The 13,539-nt window shown below is 67.3% G+C and carries 14 protein-coding genes and 1 pseudogene; 6 read left to right on the top strand and 9 right to left on the bottom strand.

All coding sequences use genetic code 11. The annotated features are described in order from the left end of the window. Positions 1 to 33: 33 nt before the first annotated feature. From metC to lysA, 5 genes are all read right to left on the bottom strand, one after another. On the bottom strand, positions 34 to 1,215 hold the full coding sequence (gene metC, locus BST28156_RS17130; protein WP_174902853.1) for a cystathionine beta-lyase: 1,182 nt from the start codon (positions 1,213 to 1,215) through the stop codon (positions 34 to 36). 61 nt (positions 1,216 to 1,276) lie between these two features. Beyond that, positions 1,277 to 2,002, bottom strand: a complete 726-nt coding sequence (locus BST28156_RS17125; RefSeq protein WP_174902869.1) for an amino acid ABC transporter ATP-binding protein — start codon at positions 2,000 to 2,002, stop codon at positions 1,277 to 1,279. 41 nt (positions 2,003 to 2,043) lie between these two features. After that, positions 2,044 to 2,703, bottom strand: coding sequence for an amino acid ABC transporter permease (locus BST28156_RS17120; RefSeq protein WP_174902852.1), 660 nt, complete (start codon positions 2,701 to 2,703; stop codon positions 2,044 to 2,046). A gap of 70 nt (positions 2,704 to 2,773) precedes the next feature. Then, positions 2,774 to 3,574: a transporter substrate-binding domain-containing protein gene (locus BST28156_RS17115; RefSeq protein ID WP_174902851.1), complete on the bottom strand. Its 801-nt coding sequence runs from the start codon at positions 3,572 to 3,574 to the stop codon at positions 2,774 to 2,776. 577 nt (positions 3,575 to 4,151) lie between these two features. Then, positions 4,152 to 5,390 carry a diaminopimelate decarboxylase gene (gene lysA, locus BST28156_RS17110; protein ID WP_174902850.1) on the bottom strand — a complete coding sequence of 413 codons (1,239 nt, stop codon included), beginning with the start codon at positions 5,388 to 5,390 and terminating at the stop codon, positions 4,152 to 4,154. Positions 5,391 to 5,493: 103 nt separating this feature from the next. Between lysA and BST28156_RS17105 the strand changes: the two genes are divergently transcribed. Both BST28156_RS17105 and BST28156_RS17100 read left to right on the top strand, forming a co-directional pair. After that, entirely contained in the window at positions 5,494 to 6,432 is a 939-nt protein-coding gene (locus tag BST28156_RS17105; protein WP_060241417.1) for a LysR family transcriptional regulator, read from the top strand. 70 nt (positions 6,433 to 6,502) lie between these two features. Beyond that, on the top strand, positions 6,503 to 7,108 hold the full coding sequence (locus BST28156_RS17100; RefSeq protein ID WP_174902849.1) for a GNAT family N-acetyltransferase: 606 nt from the start codon (positions 6,503 to 6,505) through the stop codon (positions 7,106 to 7,108). A gap of 115 nt (positions 7,109 to 7,223) precedes the next feature. On the opposite strand, the gene BST28156_RS17095 is transcribed toward BST28156_RS17100, so the two are convergent. From BST28156_RS17095 to BST28156_RS35195, 3 genes and pseudogenes are all read right to left on the bottom strand, one after another. Beyond that, entirely contained in the window at positions 7,224 to 7,799 is a 576-nt protein-coding gene (locus tag BST28156_RS17095) for a DUF4142 domain-containing protein (protein ID WP_174902848.1), read from the bottom strand. Positions 7,800 to 8,153: 354 nt separating this feature from the next. Beyond that, on the bottom strand, positions 8,154 to 8,777 hold the full coding sequence (locus BST28156_RS17090; protein ID WP_174902847.1) for an HAD hydrolase-like protein: 624 nt from the start codon (positions 8,775 to 8,777) through the stop codon (positions 8,154 to 8,156). A 77-nt stretch (positions 8,778 to 8,854) separates the two neighbouring features. Further along, positions 8,855 to 8,929 (bottom strand): annotated as a pseudogene (locus BST28156_RS35195) (type II toxin-antitoxin system prevent-host-death family antitoxin); the annotation flags it as partial. 221 nt (positions 8,930 to 9,150) lie between these two features. Between BST28156_RS35195 and BST28156_RS17080 the strand changes: the two are divergent. The 4 genes from BST28156_RS17080 to BST28156_RS17065 all read left to right on the top strand — a co-directional run bounded on the left by BST28156_RS17080 (position 9,151) and on the right by BST28156_RS17065 (position 12,185). After that, the gene (locus BST28156_RS17080; protein ID WP_060241414.1) at positions 9,151 to 9,594 is read left to right on the top strand and encodes a GNAT family N-acetyltransferase; all 444 of its coding nucleotides are present in this window, start codon (positions 9,151 to 9,153) and stop codon (positions 9,592 to 9,594) included. A 56-nt stretch (positions 9,595 to 9,650) separates the two neighbouring features. Next, positions 9,651 to 9,869, top strand: a complete 219-nt coding sequence (locus BST28156_RS17075; protein ID WP_009687837.1) for a DUF1653 domain-containing protein — start codon at positions 9,651 to 9,653, stop codon at positions 9,867 to 9,869. Between the two features lie 123 nt (positions 9,870 to 9,992). Further along, a complete protein-coding gene (locus BST28156_RS17070) occupies positions 9,993 to 11,018 on the top strand; it encodes a phosphate acetyltransferase (protein ID WP_174902868.1) in 1,026 nt (341 codons plus the stop codon). 45 nt (positions 11,019 to 11,063) lie between these two features. Next, positions 11,064 to 12,185, top strand: a complete 1,122-nt coding sequence (locus BST28156_RS17065) for an alpha/beta fold hydrolase (RefSeq protein WP_254596388.1) — start codon at positions 11,064 to 11,066, stop codon at positions 12,183 to 12,185. Positions 12,186 to 12,198: 13 nt separating this feature from the next. Here the strand turns inward: BST28156_RS17065 and BST28156_RS17060 are convergent, their stop codons facing one another. Next, positions 12,199 to 13,410, bottom strand: coding sequence for a winged helix-turn-helix domain-containing protein (locus tag BST28156_RS17060; protein WP_174902845.1), 1,212 nt, complete (start codon positions 13,408 to 13,410; stop codon positions 12,199 to 12,201). Positions 13,411 to 13,539: the final 129 nt, after the last annotated feature.

Below are 13,539 nucleotides of genomic sequence, written 5' to 3'. Positions count from 1 at the left end.
TTGAAGAAAGCGTGATGACGAGCGGGCGGCGCATTAGGCCGTCGCAAGCGCGGCGGCGCGCATTCTCGCGAAGCCGGCGTCGAGGTCGGCGATCATGTCGTCCGGATCTTCGAGGCCCGCGTGGATCCGCAGCAACGGCCCCGTTGCCGCCCAGCGCGTCGCCGTGCGGTGACGCGACGGGTTGGCCGGGATGATCAGGCTCTCGAAGCCGCCCCAGCTGTAGCCCATGCCGAAGCAGGTCATCCCGTCGAGCAGCGCGCGCAGCGCGTCGTCGGGCTGCGGATGCAGCGCCACGCCGAACAGTCCGCAGGCGCCCGTGAAGTCGCGCTGCCAGATCGCATGACCGGGATCGCCGGCACGCGCCGGATACAGGATCCGCGCGACCTCGGGCTGCGCCGCGAGCCAGTCGGTCAGCACCCGTGCATTGCGCTGGTGCCGCTCGAGCCGCACCGACAACGTGCGCAAGCCGCGCAGCGCGAGATACGCATCGTCGCCGCTGACGGTCATGCCGAGCTGCCGATAGCAACGCGTGACTTTCGGCGCGAGCGCCTCGGTCGTCAGGATCGCCCCCATCAGCACGTCGGAATGGCCGGCGATGTATTTGGTCGCCGCGTGGATCGACACGTCGACGCCATGTGCGAACGACCGGAAATTCAGCGGCGTGCCCCATGTGTTGTCGAGCAGCACGACCGCGCCGTGGCGGTGCGCGACGCGTGCGATCGCCGGGATGTCCTGCACCTCGAAGGTCAGCGAGCCGGGCGATTCGGTGAATACCGCACGCGTGTTCGGCCGCATCAGCGACGCGATGTTCGCGCCGAGCGACGGGTCGTAGTACGTCGTGTCGATGCCGAGCCGCACAAGCGTCTCGTCGCAGAACGAACGGGTCGGGTCGTACGCGGAATCGGTCATCAGCAGATGGTCGCCCGGGTTCAGCACCGCGAGCAGCGCGGTCGTGATCGCGCTGAGCCCGCTCGGCGTCAGCAGCGCCGCATGTGCGCCTTCGAGGCGCGCGAGCGCCTTTTCGAGTGCGCGCGTGGTCGGGCTGCCGTGGCGGCCGTAGGCGAGCGGCGTGCCGCGTACCGTGTCGAGCGCGTCGGTGTCGTGAAAGAGCAGCGTCGACTGGCGGTACACGGGCGGATTGACCGGCGAACCGGGCTGGCCGTGCGAACGGCCTTCATGGGCGAGAACCGTGTCGATGGAAGGGAGCTGGGTCAAGATATCGTCCTGTGGTCGGGGTGTGGATCGGTCGGAAGCTTCGGCATGCCGGTACGGGCGTTCAATGCAGGATCTTGTCGAGGAAATCGCGCGCGCGTTCGGAGCGCGGCGCAGCGAAGAACGTGTCGCTGGCTGCGTCCTCGACCACCGTGCCCTGGTCCATGAAGATCACGCGATGCGCGACCTTGCGCGCGAATCCCATCTCGTGCGTGACGCACACCATCGTCATGCCGTCGCGCGCGAGCTCGACCATCACGTCGAGCACCTCGTTGATCATCTCGGGGTCGAGCGCGGAGGTCGGCTCGTCGAACAGCATCGCGACCGGGTTCATCGACAGCGCGCGGGCAATCGCGACGCGCTGCTGCTGGCCACCCGACAGCTGCCCCGGATACTTGTTCGCATGCGCGGCGAGACCGACGCGGTCGAGCAGCTTGCGGCCGGTGTCGATCGCCTCGTCCTTGCCGCGGCCGAGCACCTTGCGCTGCGCGAGCGTCAGGTTGTCGATGATCGACAGATGCGGAAACAGCTCGAAGTGCTGGAACACCATGCCGACGCGCGCCCGCAGTTGCGCGAGCTTCGCGGCCGGATCGTCGAGCCGCATGCCGTCGACGGTGATGCTGCCTTTCTGGAACGGTTCGAGGCCGTTGATCGTCTTGATCAGCGTCGACTTGCCGGAGCCGGACGGCCCGCACACGACGACCACTTCGCCTTTCGAGACCGCGGCGCTGCAATCCGCGAGCACCTGATGCCTGCCATACCACTTCGATACGTTGTCGAGCGTAATCATGTTCTGTCCGTTGTCGATGTCGGGTTGAGTGGCGGCCACGCTCAATGCGCGGCCGGCAGCGCGAGGCGCGATTCGACGCGGCCTTGCAGCCGCGACAGCAGCGTGCTCAGCACCCAGTAGATCGCGGCGGCCGCGAGGTACAGCGGCAGCGGCTGGAACGTCGCGGCGATCGCTTCCTGCGTCGAGCGCAGCAGTTCGGTCACGGTGATCACCGACACCAGCGACGTGTCCTTGATCAGGCTGATCAGCGTGTTGCCGAGACTCGGCACCGCGAGGCGCAGCGCCTGCGGGCAGATCACGTAGCGCAGCGTCTGCACATGCGTGAGGCCGAGGCTGTGCGCGGCCGCCCATTGCCCGCGGCCGATGCCGAGAATCGCGCCGCGCATGCTTTCGGACAGATACGCGGCCGCGTTGAGCGTCAGCGTGAAGATGCCGGCGGTGGTCGGATCGAGCGTGATGCCGAGGTCGGGCAAGCCGTAGTAGACGACGAACATCTGCACGAGCAGCGGCGTGCCGCGCATCACGCTGACATAGCCTTGCGCGACGCCGGCCGCGAAGCGGTTGCCGCCGATGCGCACGACGGCGATCGCGAGTCCGGCGAGCAGGCCGAGAATCATCGACGACACCGCGAACTTCAGCGTGAGCGCCGCGCCTTGCACCATCACGGGGAGCGTATGAATGACGAGATCGAGTGCTTCCATCGCATGTCTCCAGATTGTTTTGCATAGAGGCCGTCCGTCGCTGCGGGCGGCCTCGCACCGGTGAGCGGGCTTACTGCGTGACGGGCTTCGTGGTGTCGGTGCCGAACCACTGCATCGAGATCTTCTTCAGCGTGCCGTCCTGCTGCAGCGACGCGATCGCGTCGTCGAGCGCTTTCGCGAACTTCGGATTGCCCTTGCGGAACGGAATGCCCATCTCGTCCGCGCCGTCCGCCAGCACCGAACCGGGGCGCAGCGGCAGGTGCGAGTTCTTGATCAGATAGTTGAGCATCAGGCGGTCGTTGACCGCCGCGTCGATGCGCCCGGCCGCGAGGTCGCGCAGATTTTCCGGCGTGCCCGGATAAACCTGCAGATCGATCGCGGGCACGCGCTTCACGAGATCGACATAGTTGCTGCCCATCGTTACGCCGACCTTTTTGCCCTTGAGTTCGTCGAGCGAGCGGAACGCGCGCGCATCGTTTTGCCGCTGCAACAGTTGCGCGGACGAATACACGTACGGCTGGCTGAAATCGAGCGCCTGCCTGCGCGACGGCGTGATCGCGACCTGGTTGACGATCACGTCGAATTTGCCGGCCTGCAGCCCGGCGAGGATGCCGCTCCATTCGGTCGTGACGAATTGCGGCTTCACGCCCAGGCGCGCGGCGACCGCCTTGGCGACATCGACATCGAAGCCTTCGAGCTGGCCGTCGGCGTTGCGGTAGTCGAACGGCGGGTAGGTGCCTTCGAGCGCGATCTTCAGTACGCCGGCCTGCTTGACCGTGTCGAGAAGATCCGCCGCGTGGGATGTCGTGGCGGCGATGCACAGCAGGGCGGCGGTACAGGCTCGCGTGAACGTCGGGGTGAGGCGCTTCATGGTTGTCTCCGTGGTTGTCGTCGAAACTTTCGGGGTGTGCGCGTCCGCGGCGACGGGCGGCGTCGCCGTGGGCGGGAAGCGGGCCGCGGTGATGCGGCGGGAGAAGCGGGGCGGCGGACGGCGGCACGTGCCGCCCGCCGACAGGCGCGTTAAGGCGTGTGCACCGCGAAGCGCGTGAAGGACTGCGCGAGCTTCATGCTGAACGCGGGTCGGTGCGCGGCGAGGAGTTCAAGCAAGATATTCATGATTGCCCGTGCGGCTTGTCTGTGGTGTAGACCGGTACGCATCGGCGCGTGTCCGGCGCTCACAAATGCTGAACGACTGACGGCAATCTTAGTTTTGTCAAAAGGGAAAGTGTTTCCAAAAACGCGCGCACTTTCTGCGATGTGTGGAAAATTATTTTTCGCGTTCGGGTGGTGGCACTAGCATTGTGCTGCGGTTGCGCACGATGTGAAGGATCGGTTACTACGACGCGGCATCGCGGGTTGCGCGCGACGGCGCCGCGACCATGCGCCAAAAAGCAAAACGGCCAGGCATGCCGCTTCCGGCAAGCCTGGCCGCGATCCGCGAAGGCGCGTTACTCGAAGGTTTCCAGCGCGAGCAATTCGTCGATCGTCTGGCGGCGGCGAATCAACCGCGGCGTGCCGCGATCGACCAGCACTTCCGGCGCGAGCGGCCGGCTATTGTAGTTCGACGACATCGACGCGCCATACGCGCCCGCGTCGTGCAGGAACAGCAGATCGCCGATCTGCGGCTGCGCGAGCCGGCGGTGCGTGACCACGCCGCCCGCGTCCTGCGTGAACACGTCGCCCGACTCGCACAGCGGCCCCGCGATCGCGATGTCGACGAGCGGCCTGCCTTCGGGCAGCGCACCGTCGTGCGCGTGCACGGACACCGCGTGATAGCTGCCGTACATCGACGGTCGCATCAGGTCGTTGAAGCCGGCGTCGATCAGCACGAAGTCGTGCTTCGGCCGACGGTTCACGGCCTGCACTTCGGTGACGAGCGTGCCGGCTTCGGCGACCAGGAAGCGGCCCGGCTCGATCTCGATGCGCACCGCGTGGCCGAGATGCCGTTCGATCCGCTTGCGCGCGGCGTCCCACTGCTTGAAATAGTGGTCGACGTCGACGCGCGGCTCGCCGTCGCGATACGGGATCGACAGCCCGCCGCCGGCCGAGATCGCGTCGATGTCGTGGCCGAGCGACGCGACGAGGTCGACCATCGCATCGCAGACCTGCGACAGGTGGCCGTAATCGACGCCCGAGCCGATATGCATGTGGATGCCGACGAGCTTCAGCCCGTACTGGCGCACGATCTCGATCGCGCGCGGCACGTCGTCGATCCAGATGCCGTGCTTGCTCTGCGGGCCGCCGGTGTTGGTCTTGTTGCTGTGGCCGTGGCCGAAGCCGGGATTGACGCGCAGCCACACGCGATGGCCGGGCGCCTGCTCGCCGACGCGCGCCAGCATGTCGAGCGAGCCCGCGTTCACGGTCACGCCGTGCTTCAGCACGGCCGCGAGCGTCGGGCGGTCGATCAGGTCGGCCGTAAACACGACGCCTTCCGGTTCGCCGGCGGGGCTGAACCCGGCCGCGAGGCTGCGCTCGATCTCGCCGAGCGACACTGCGTCGACGCAGGCGCCTGCGTCGCGCATCAGCTTCAGGATATGCAGGTTCGAGTTCGCCTTCTGCGCGTAGCGGATCACGTCGAACTGGCGCAGTTGCGCGATGCGGTCGCGGATGACGTCGGCGTCGTACACCCACAGCGGGGTGCCGTATTGCTGCGCGAGCGCAGCGAGCTGGCGGGAATCGAGGGACATGGCGAATCGATCGGGTCGAATGGACGGACAGCCGTCATGATGCGCGCGATCGACTATCCAGTAAAATGCCGATTTATCGAGATTCGATTCATTCCTGATATAGATGGCTACGCTCACGCATCGCCACATCGAGGTGTTTCGCGCGCTGATGGTCACGGGCAACACGACGCGCGCGGCCGAGATGCTGTACACGTCGCAGCCGACGATCAGCCGCGAGCTGGCGCGGATGGAGCAGGCGGTCGGCTTCGCGCTGTTCGAGCGCACGCACGGCCGGCTGCGCCCGACGATGGCCGCGCTCACGCTGTTCGACGACGTGCGGCTCGCTTATGTGGGGCTCGAACGCGTGTCGGCGACCGCCGCGCGCCTGCGCGAGTTTCGCGACGGGCAGTTATCGGTGATCGCGCTGCCGGCGTTCTCGCATGCGATCCTGCCCGGCGCATGCCGGCGTTTCCACGATGCGCACGCGGGCGTCAGCGTGTCGGTCGCGACGCAGGAATCGCCGGTACTCGAGGAGTGGCTGACCGCGCAGCGCTACGATCTCGGGCTGACCGAGCACGACGTCGCGCCGCCCGGCACCGTGCTCGCGCCGCTGCTCGAAGTCGACGAAGTGTGCGTGCTGCCGGACGGCCATCCGCTGCTCGCGAAGGACGCGATCGCGCTGGCGGATCTCGCCGATCGCCCGTTCGTGAGTTTGTCGCTGAACGACCCGTACCGGATCATGATCGACGACGCGTTCGCGCAGCTCGGCGTCGCACCGCGTTCGGTGGTCGAGACGCCGTCGGCGGTGTCGGTGTGTGCGTTCGTGCGGCAGGGCCTCGGCGCGGCGATCGTCAATCCGCTGACCGCGCTCGATTTCGTCGGCCGCGACCTGCATGTGCGGCCGCTCGAGCGTTCGTTTCCATACCGCGTCAGCGTGATCGTGCCGGAGCACCGCCCGAAGAGCCTGCTCGTCGATGCATTCGCCGACGCGCTGCGCGACGAGGCAAAGGCGATTCGCCGCCGGCTCGCGGCGCTGCTCGGCCCGCGCGCGCAATCGTCGTGAAGCGGTCCGCGCGCACGGGCCGTATGATGGACGCTTTGCCGTGCGTGCCCTTACTTCAACGGAATCCGTCATGACCGACGCCGCATCGTTACCGGAACAACCGACCCTGACCGGCGAGCGCGTCGAACTGCGTCCGCTCGAACCGGCCCATCGGCAGGCGCTGCTGGATGCGGCCGCGGACGGCCGGCTGTGGAACCTGAAAGTGACGGCCGTACCGAACGCCGACACGGTCGACGCGTATATCGACACGGCGTTGCGCGGGCGCGCGGCCGGCACCGTGATGCCTTATGCGATCGTCGATCGCGAGTCGGATCGCGTGGTCGGCAGCACGCGCTTCTGGAAGATCGACCGGGACAACCGCAAGCTCGAAATCGGCCATACGTGGCTCAGCGAATCGGCGCAGCGCACGCGCGTGAACACCGAGGCGAAATGGCTGCTGCTCGCGTATGCGTTCGACACGCTGCGATGCGTGCGCGTGCAGTTCACGACCGACGAGCTGAACGAGAAATCGCGTGCCGCGATTCTGCGGCTCGGCGCGAAGCAGGAGGGGATCGTGCGTCACGAGCGGATCATGCCCGACGGCCGCAAGCGCAACTCGGTGCGCTTCAGCATCATCGACGACGAATGGCCCGACGTGGATGCGCGCCTGCGCGCGAGGCTCGCGATGCGCGCGTGACGTCCGTGAAGTGCATGCGGGGCGAGCCGCCGTGCAGCGCGCCGCCGGCAGGGGAGCGGCGGCGCGACGCCGGGGGAACGGCAGTGCCGCGCGCAATGCGCGGCGGCGCAGCGCGTTACTGCGCCGATGCGAGGTGGTGACGCTGCGCGAGCTTCTGCGCTTCCGCGTAGTGGGCCTGCAGCATCGGCAGCGACTGGCGTGCGACTTCCTTCAGCTTCGCGTCGCGGCCCGACGCGATTTCTGCCTGGAACGCCGAGATCGCCTTCTGCTGGCCGGCCAGCGCAACCTGTTCGATATAGGCCTTGTCGAACTCCGCGCCGCGCAGGTTCTTGATGCCGTCCAGCACGGTCGTGTCCGGATCGTTGGCCGGCACGTCGACGCCGCGTGGGCTGGCCGCACGCATCGCCTGGATGATCTTCTCGTCGTCGGTCGACACGCGTTGCGCGAAGGCCTTGACCTGGCTGTCCGACGTGCGCGAATCGGCGATGCGCGCCGCGTCGTGCTGCGTCGACACGGTCTTCGTGCCGTCGGTGATGAAGGCCTGGTCGGCTTCGTGGATGCGCGCGGTCGCGGCAGCCGGCGCGGACGGCGACGGTTGGGCGGTTTGCGCGTTCGCGGTCGCCGTCACGGCGACGAGAAGCAGGCCAGCGGCAGACAGGGCAAGGCGCGAGATTTGGGGAAAGCGGTTCATGGGACCTCCTTTCGATCGGGGCTCTGGTTGAAAGACGGATCGCGTGATCCGTAGCTGTGCGAGAGACCGGGCGCGCCCGGGCCGGATTCGACCGCCGCTCTGCCGCGGCGCCGGTCGAAGCGAGTTCCGGCCCGACTGATTCTAGAAGCGCGATCGGGTAGCAGGTGCAACGGTGCTGTGGCTTGTGTAACGGTTAGTAAGACGAATCGGGATGCAAGCTCGCGTTCAGGTAGTGGATACCGGCGTGCGGCAGGATGCCGGCAATTTTTGCGAGCGGAAGGCAGCCGCGATGAACGCGCCTGTCACACGCAGTTCATCGTGGTGATGTGGGGTGTGGCGATATCGCGCAGCGCGCTAGAGGCAATCGAGCAAGGCGTCGAGCGTCGGCAGCAACGGTGTCGCGCAATGCGACTGCAATGCGTCGGGCGCGGTGTAGCCCCACGCGACGCCCTGAAAGGCGACACCTGCGCGGCGCGCTGCATCGGCATCGCGAATCTCGTCGCCGACATACAGCATCTCGCCGGGGCGCACGCCCGCTTCGCGTGCGAGTGCGCGCAGCCGCCGCGCCTTGCCGAACAGCGAGATGCCGCATGCGAAGTAGGCGACGCGACGGCTCGCCGGTGCGCCGAGCCGGTCGCGCACGATCGCTTCGGTATTGGAGCTTGCGATCGCGATGTGGATGCCGCGCGCCGCGAGTGCGTCGAAGGTCGGTTCGACGCCGGGAAACAGCGCGATGTGCGCGATGCGCGGCTGCATCAGGCGGCGCATGTCGGCGGTCACGCGCGGCACCTTCCACATCGGCACTTCGAGCGTGCGGATGATGTCGCGCGCGGACATCCCGCGCAGCGCCGGGCGCAATGCCGGATCGGCATCGCGAAACCCGTGCCGGCGCGACGCTTCCGACAGTGCGGCGAGAAAGCAGTCGAGCGAATCGGCGAGCGTGCCGTCGAAGTCGAATGCGACGAGCCGGCAAGTCATCGTGCCGTGTCGCGCGGCGTCATCGACCATGCGAAGCGGGCGTGGCGTCGAGCCGGGTGGCCTGCGCGACCGGCTGCGTCCGCATCGTCGACGACCTGGTCTATCACGGTCTTCAGATTGCCGCGAGCGCCCGAAAAGTGAATCGTGCGCATGGCATACCCCACATGTACGGTCAGTTGCGCAAGTCTATCGCAGCAGCAAACGAAGATGTACAGGATGCTGGACATGTGCCGATGCAGGGCGCCGGGAGGATTTTGCCGCCCCGTAATATGCGGGCGCGGTCACCGGGCTACGGGCGGCTGGAACACCCTTGTCTCGCCCCCCGCATCGCGGTATCGTCCACGCTTCCCCCTTCCTCGCCCCGGAGGCTGCCGTGCCCGTTGCCGCTCCCGCCACGCTGAGATTTTCCACCGACAAGCGCGAACTCGACGTCGACGCGATCTTCGACTTCCTGCATCGCGAGGCGTACTGGTCGAAGGGCATCCCGCGCGACGTGGTCGAGCGTGCGATCGACGGTTCGCTGTGCTTCGGCGCGTATGTCGGCGAGCGGTTCGTCGGATTCGCGCGGCTCGTCACCGATCACGCGACGTTCGCGTACCTGTGCGATGTGTTCGTACTGCCGGCCGAGCGCGGCCGCGGCTACGGCCGCGCGCTGATCGACCACGTGTTCGCGCAGCCGATGGTGCAGGGCTTGCGCCGCATCATGCTGGTGACGAGCGATGCGCACGAGCTGTACCGGCCGGTCGGCTTCGGGCCGTCCGCGAATCCCGAGCGGCTGATGGAGATTCGCCGCCCCGACCTCTACACGAAACGCTGACGCGCGGCGCAGCGCATACAATACGCGCTTTCCGATTTGCCGAAGGGAAGCGCATCATGACCGAACAGGAAGCCGAACAGCTCGCGACGCACCGCCATTACAAGGGCGGACTGTATCGCTATATCGGCGTGGCCCGCCATTCCGAAACCGAGGAAGCGGTGGTCGTCTACGAACATCTGTGGCCGCACGCGCGCGGGCTGTGGGTGCGGCCCGAAGCGATGTTCAACGAAAACCTGCCGGACGGCACACCGCGTTTTCGCAAGCTGCGCGACTGAGCGCAAGGGCGCTGCGCGTGCCGGCCGGCTCCGTCACGAACGGGAACCGGCGCCGGTGCGGTCCGGCGCGGCGCTCCGGATGTCCTTGTGCAGACCCATGCTATCGGGACTTCACCCGAAACAATTGACGGCCGTCAAATTTGTGTCGCGCCGATCGCCCGAGAATGCGGTGTCGTGATCGAGAAGGTGGGCGCAATGAGCGAGTCCCGTCAGCACGAGAAATACGATGCGCTGATCGCGCGTTGCCGGGCGCTGCGTCCGGTGACGGTCGCGGTCGCGCATCCCTGCGACGACGTTTCGCTGCGTGCGGCCGTCGACGCGGCGCGCGCCGGCATCGTCGAGCCGGTGCTGATCGGTCCCGTCGCGCGCATCACCACGCTCGCGGCGGCGCTCGGCATCGATCTGTCGGGTTGCCGGCTTGTCGACGCGCCGCACAGTCATGCAGCGGCGGCGCTGGCGGTCGGCGTGGTGCGGGCCGGCGAAGCCGATGCATTGATGAAGGGCAGCCTGCATACCGACGAACTCCTTGCCGAAGTCGTGCGGGCCGATACGGGCCTGCGCACGGGGCGGCGTCTCAGTCACGTGTTCGTGATGGATGTGCCGACTTATCGCAAGCCGCTTTTCATTACCGATGCGGCGGTCAATATTCGTCCGACGCTCGAACAGAAGGCCGATATCGTGCAGAACGCGATCGACCTCGCGCACGCGCTTGGCGTCGGCATGCCGAAGGTGGCGATCCTGTCGGCTGTCGAGACGGTCAGCTCGAAGCTGCCGTCGACGATCGACGCGGCCGCGCTGTGCAAGATGGCCGAGCGCGGGCAGATCACGGGCGGCGTGCTCGACGGTCCGCTGGCGCTCGACAATGCGATCAGCGCCGAGGCCGCGCGCCTGAAGCATCTCGATCCGCGCGTCGCCGGCGACGCCGATATCCTGCTCGCCCCCGATCTGGAAGCCGGCAACATGCTGGCCAAGGAGCTGACCTTCCTCGCGAACGCCGACGCGGCCGGGATCGTGCTCGGTGCGCGCGTGCCGATCATTCTGACGAGCCGCGCGGACAGCGAGCGCACGCGCCTCGCGAGTTGTGCGGTGGCCGTGCTGTATGCGCACGCGTCGCGCATGGCGGCGGCGCCCGCTGCCGTCGCGCAGTGAGCGGCGCGTTTCCGTCCACGTTGCATGCATTCACCCGGGAGTACGATGAAGAAAACCGACGATCTCGCGGCCCGTCCGGATCGGGTCCCCGCGCTGCCGATGTTCTGGCCGATGGCTGCGATGACGATGCTGCAGGCCGGTTCGGAGATCGCCGCGCGCAATCTCCGTTTTCTCGCGGAAGAGGAGAAGCTGCATTTCGAGTTGCATCCGGCACTGGCATCGCCGAACCGGCCGCTGCTCGAATTGCGCACGATGACGTTTCGCGACTACTCGGTCGAGCCGGGGCAAGGCCTGCCGACCATCGTCGATGCGCCGTACGCGGGGCACAGTGCGATGATCGCCGACTTCCAGCCCGGCCAGAGCCTGATGGAGACGCTGCGCGGCAACGGCGTGACGCGCCTGTACCTGACCGACTGGCGCTCCGCGACCGACGACATGAAAGACCTCGAGATCGACCAGTATCTGGCCGAGCTGAACGTATGCGTCGACGAACTCGGCGGCCGCGTGAACCTCGTCGGGCTGTGCCAGGGCGGCTGGATGTCGGCGATGTATGCCGCACGCTTCCCGCACAAGGTCGCGAGCCTCGTGCTCGCGGGTGCGCCGATCGACGCGGACGCGGGGGACGGCCCGATCAAGCGGATGGCGCATGCGTATCCGGTGTCGTTCTACGAGGAACTCGTCGCGATGGGTGGCGGCCTGATGCGCGGGCGCCTCATGTTGCGCGGCTGGAAGAACATGCACCCCGACCAGCACTATCTGTCCGAGCACGTCGATCTGTACGAGCATCTCGACGATCCCGACTACCTGCGCAAGCGCGAGGCGTTCGCGAGCTGGTACGAAAGCCCGATCGACCTGCCGGGGCGTTGGTACCTGCAGGCGATCGTGCAGATATTCAAGGAGAACCGGCTCGCGAAGGGCACGTTCGTCGCGCTCGGCCGCACGCTCGATCTGAAGAACGTGCGGTGTCCTGTCTATCTGCTGGCCGGCGAGGCCGACGACATCACGACGCCCGAGCAGGTGTTCAATGCGCGCGATCGTATCGGCACGCCGGCCGCGCAGGTGACGAGCCGGCTGGTGCCGGGCGGCCATATCGGCCTGTTCATGGGCTCGCGCACGCTGAAGGCGGCGTGGCCGGAGATTGCGCGCTGGATTGCGGCGCAGCGCTAGGGCGGGATCCGTCTCAGGCGCTTGCGAACGCCTGCGCGAAAGCGGGCGGCGCGTTGCCGACCCGGATCTCCGGTGTGCCGTGCCATGCCGCGAGCTTTTTCACGGCCTTCGCGACGTCGGCCGTGAGCCCCGCGCCGATGCGCACGCCCGGTTCGACGTGCACCGACTTCAGCTCGAACGTCCCGAGCATGCGATGCGCTTTCGCGTCGACGCGGCCGATCAACCGGCCACGATGCAGCACGGGCAGGCAGAAATAGCCGTAGCGCCGCTTGTGCTCGGGCGTATAGCACTCGATCGTGTAGTCGAAGTCGAACAGCGTCGACGCGCGCCGGCGGTCCCATACCACCGGATCGAACGGCGACAGCAGCGTCGTGACCGTCGAGCGCAGCGTGTCGGCCTCGGCGGCGGGCAGCAGCGCTTCGAGCGAGCGATGCACGTACGCGGGTTCCTTCCAGTCGCCGACCTGCACCGGAATCAGATCGCCCGCTTGCGCGAGCCGTTCGAGTTCCGGCTTGTAGGAGCGGCGCGGCAGCCGGTAGTAATCGGCGACCCAGTCCGCACGCACGATGCCGAGCGCGCGGCACGTGTAGTCGAGCAGCGCGGGCAGCACGGCCTCGCGCGGCGGCAGGTCGCGCGCATCGTCCCAGCCGGGCAGCACGCGCTCGCGCACGTCGTACACGCGCTGGAAATTGCGGCGTTCGGACACCATCAGATCGCCGGTCGTGAACAGCACTTCCAGATGACGCTTCTCGGGCTTGCGGTCCCACCAGCCGTTGCCTTTTGCGCCGTCCTCGCGAACGAAATCCGCCGAGCGCACCGGGCCGTCGCTGCGAATTCGCGCGAGCAGTCGCTCGATCTCGTCGCGGTTCTCCGCATGCCAGTCGGCCGCGTATTTCCAGCCCATCCCCGACGGATCGAGCATCTTGTAGCGCATCAGGCCGAACTGCTCGACGGGCAGGAAGCACGCCTCGTGCGACCAGTATTCGAACAGGCGCGCCTCGGCCAGATGCTCGTCGAGCCATTGCGGGGAAAAATCGCCGAGCCGGCTGAACAGCACCAGATACGGGCTGCGCGCGACGACGTGAATCGTATCGATTTGTAACTGCGCCATGCGGCGGATCGTGTCGAGCACGTCGGCCTTGGTCGCCTTGCGGCGCGGCGGTGTCAGCAGGCCTTGCGCGGCGAGATGCAGCGCGCGGGCGGCGGCGGGCGAGAGCGTCGGCATCGGAACGGCGGAAAAGGGTGGCGGTCGGGCACCACTTTAGCGCGAACGGCGCGCGCACGCATCTGACAATGGTTGACAGATGCCCGCCGCAAGATTCCCTATAGTGCACTCATGGCGCGACGACATGAG

The organism is Burkholderia pseudomultivorans (assembly GCF_902499075.1).
Classification (GTDB): Bacteria; Pseudomonadota; Gammaproteobacteria; order Burkholderiales; family Burkholderiaceae; genus Burkholderia; species Burkholderia pseudomultivorans.
The sequence above is the reverse complement of the archived record's forward strand: the minus strand, read 5'-3'. Positions and strand labels throughout refer to the sequence as shown.

Excerpts from the sequence above, each read along its gene's own strand:
- BST28156_RS17065 (WP_254596388.1), top strand. The coding sequence starts at position 11,064 with ATGAAGAAAACCGACGATCTCGCGGCCCGTCCGGATCGGGTCCCCGCG.
- BST28156_RS17075 (WP_009687837.1), top strand. The coding sequence starts at position 9,651 with ATGACCGAACAGGAAGCCGAACAGCTCGCGACGCACCGCCATTACAAG.
- BST28156_RS17115 (WP_174902851.1), bottom strand. The coding sequence starts at position 3,574 with ATGAAGCGCCTCACCCCGACGTTCACGCGAGCCTGTACCGCCGCCCTG.
- BST28156_RS17100 (WP_174902849.1), top strand. The coding sequence starts at position 6,503 with ATGACCGACGCCGCATCGTTACCGGAACAACCGACCCTGACCGGCGAG.
- BST28156_RS17090 (WP_174902847.1), bottom strand. The coding sequence starts at position 8,777 with ATGACTTGCCGGCTCGTCGCATTCGACTTCGACGGCACGCTCGCCGAT.
- BST28156_RS17060 (WP_174902845.1), bottom strand. The coding sequence starts at position 13,410 with ATGCCGACGCTCTCGCCCGCCGCCGCCCGCGCGCTGCATCTCGCCGCG.
- BST28156_RS17095 (WP_174902848.1), bottom strand. The coding sequence starts at position 7,799 with ATGAACCGCTTTCCCCAAATCTCGCGCCTTGCCCTGTCTGCCGCTGGC.
- BST28156_RS17125 (WP_174902869.1), bottom strand. The coding sequence starts at position 2,002 with ATGATTACGCTCGACAACGTATCGAAGTGGTATGGCAGGCATCAGGTG.
- BST28156_RS17120 (WP_174902852.1), bottom strand. The coding sequence starts at position 2,703 with ATGGAAGCACTCGATCTCGTCATTCATACGCTCCCCGTGATGGTGCAA.
- BST28156_RS17105 (WP_060241417.1), top strand. The coding sequence starts at position 5,494 with ATGGCTACGCTCACGCATCGCCACATCGAGGTGTTTCGCGCGCTGATG.
- lysA (WP_174902850.1), bottom strand. The coding sequence starts at position 5,390 with ATGTCCCTCGATTCCCGCCAGCTCGCTGCGCTCGCGCAGCAATACGGC.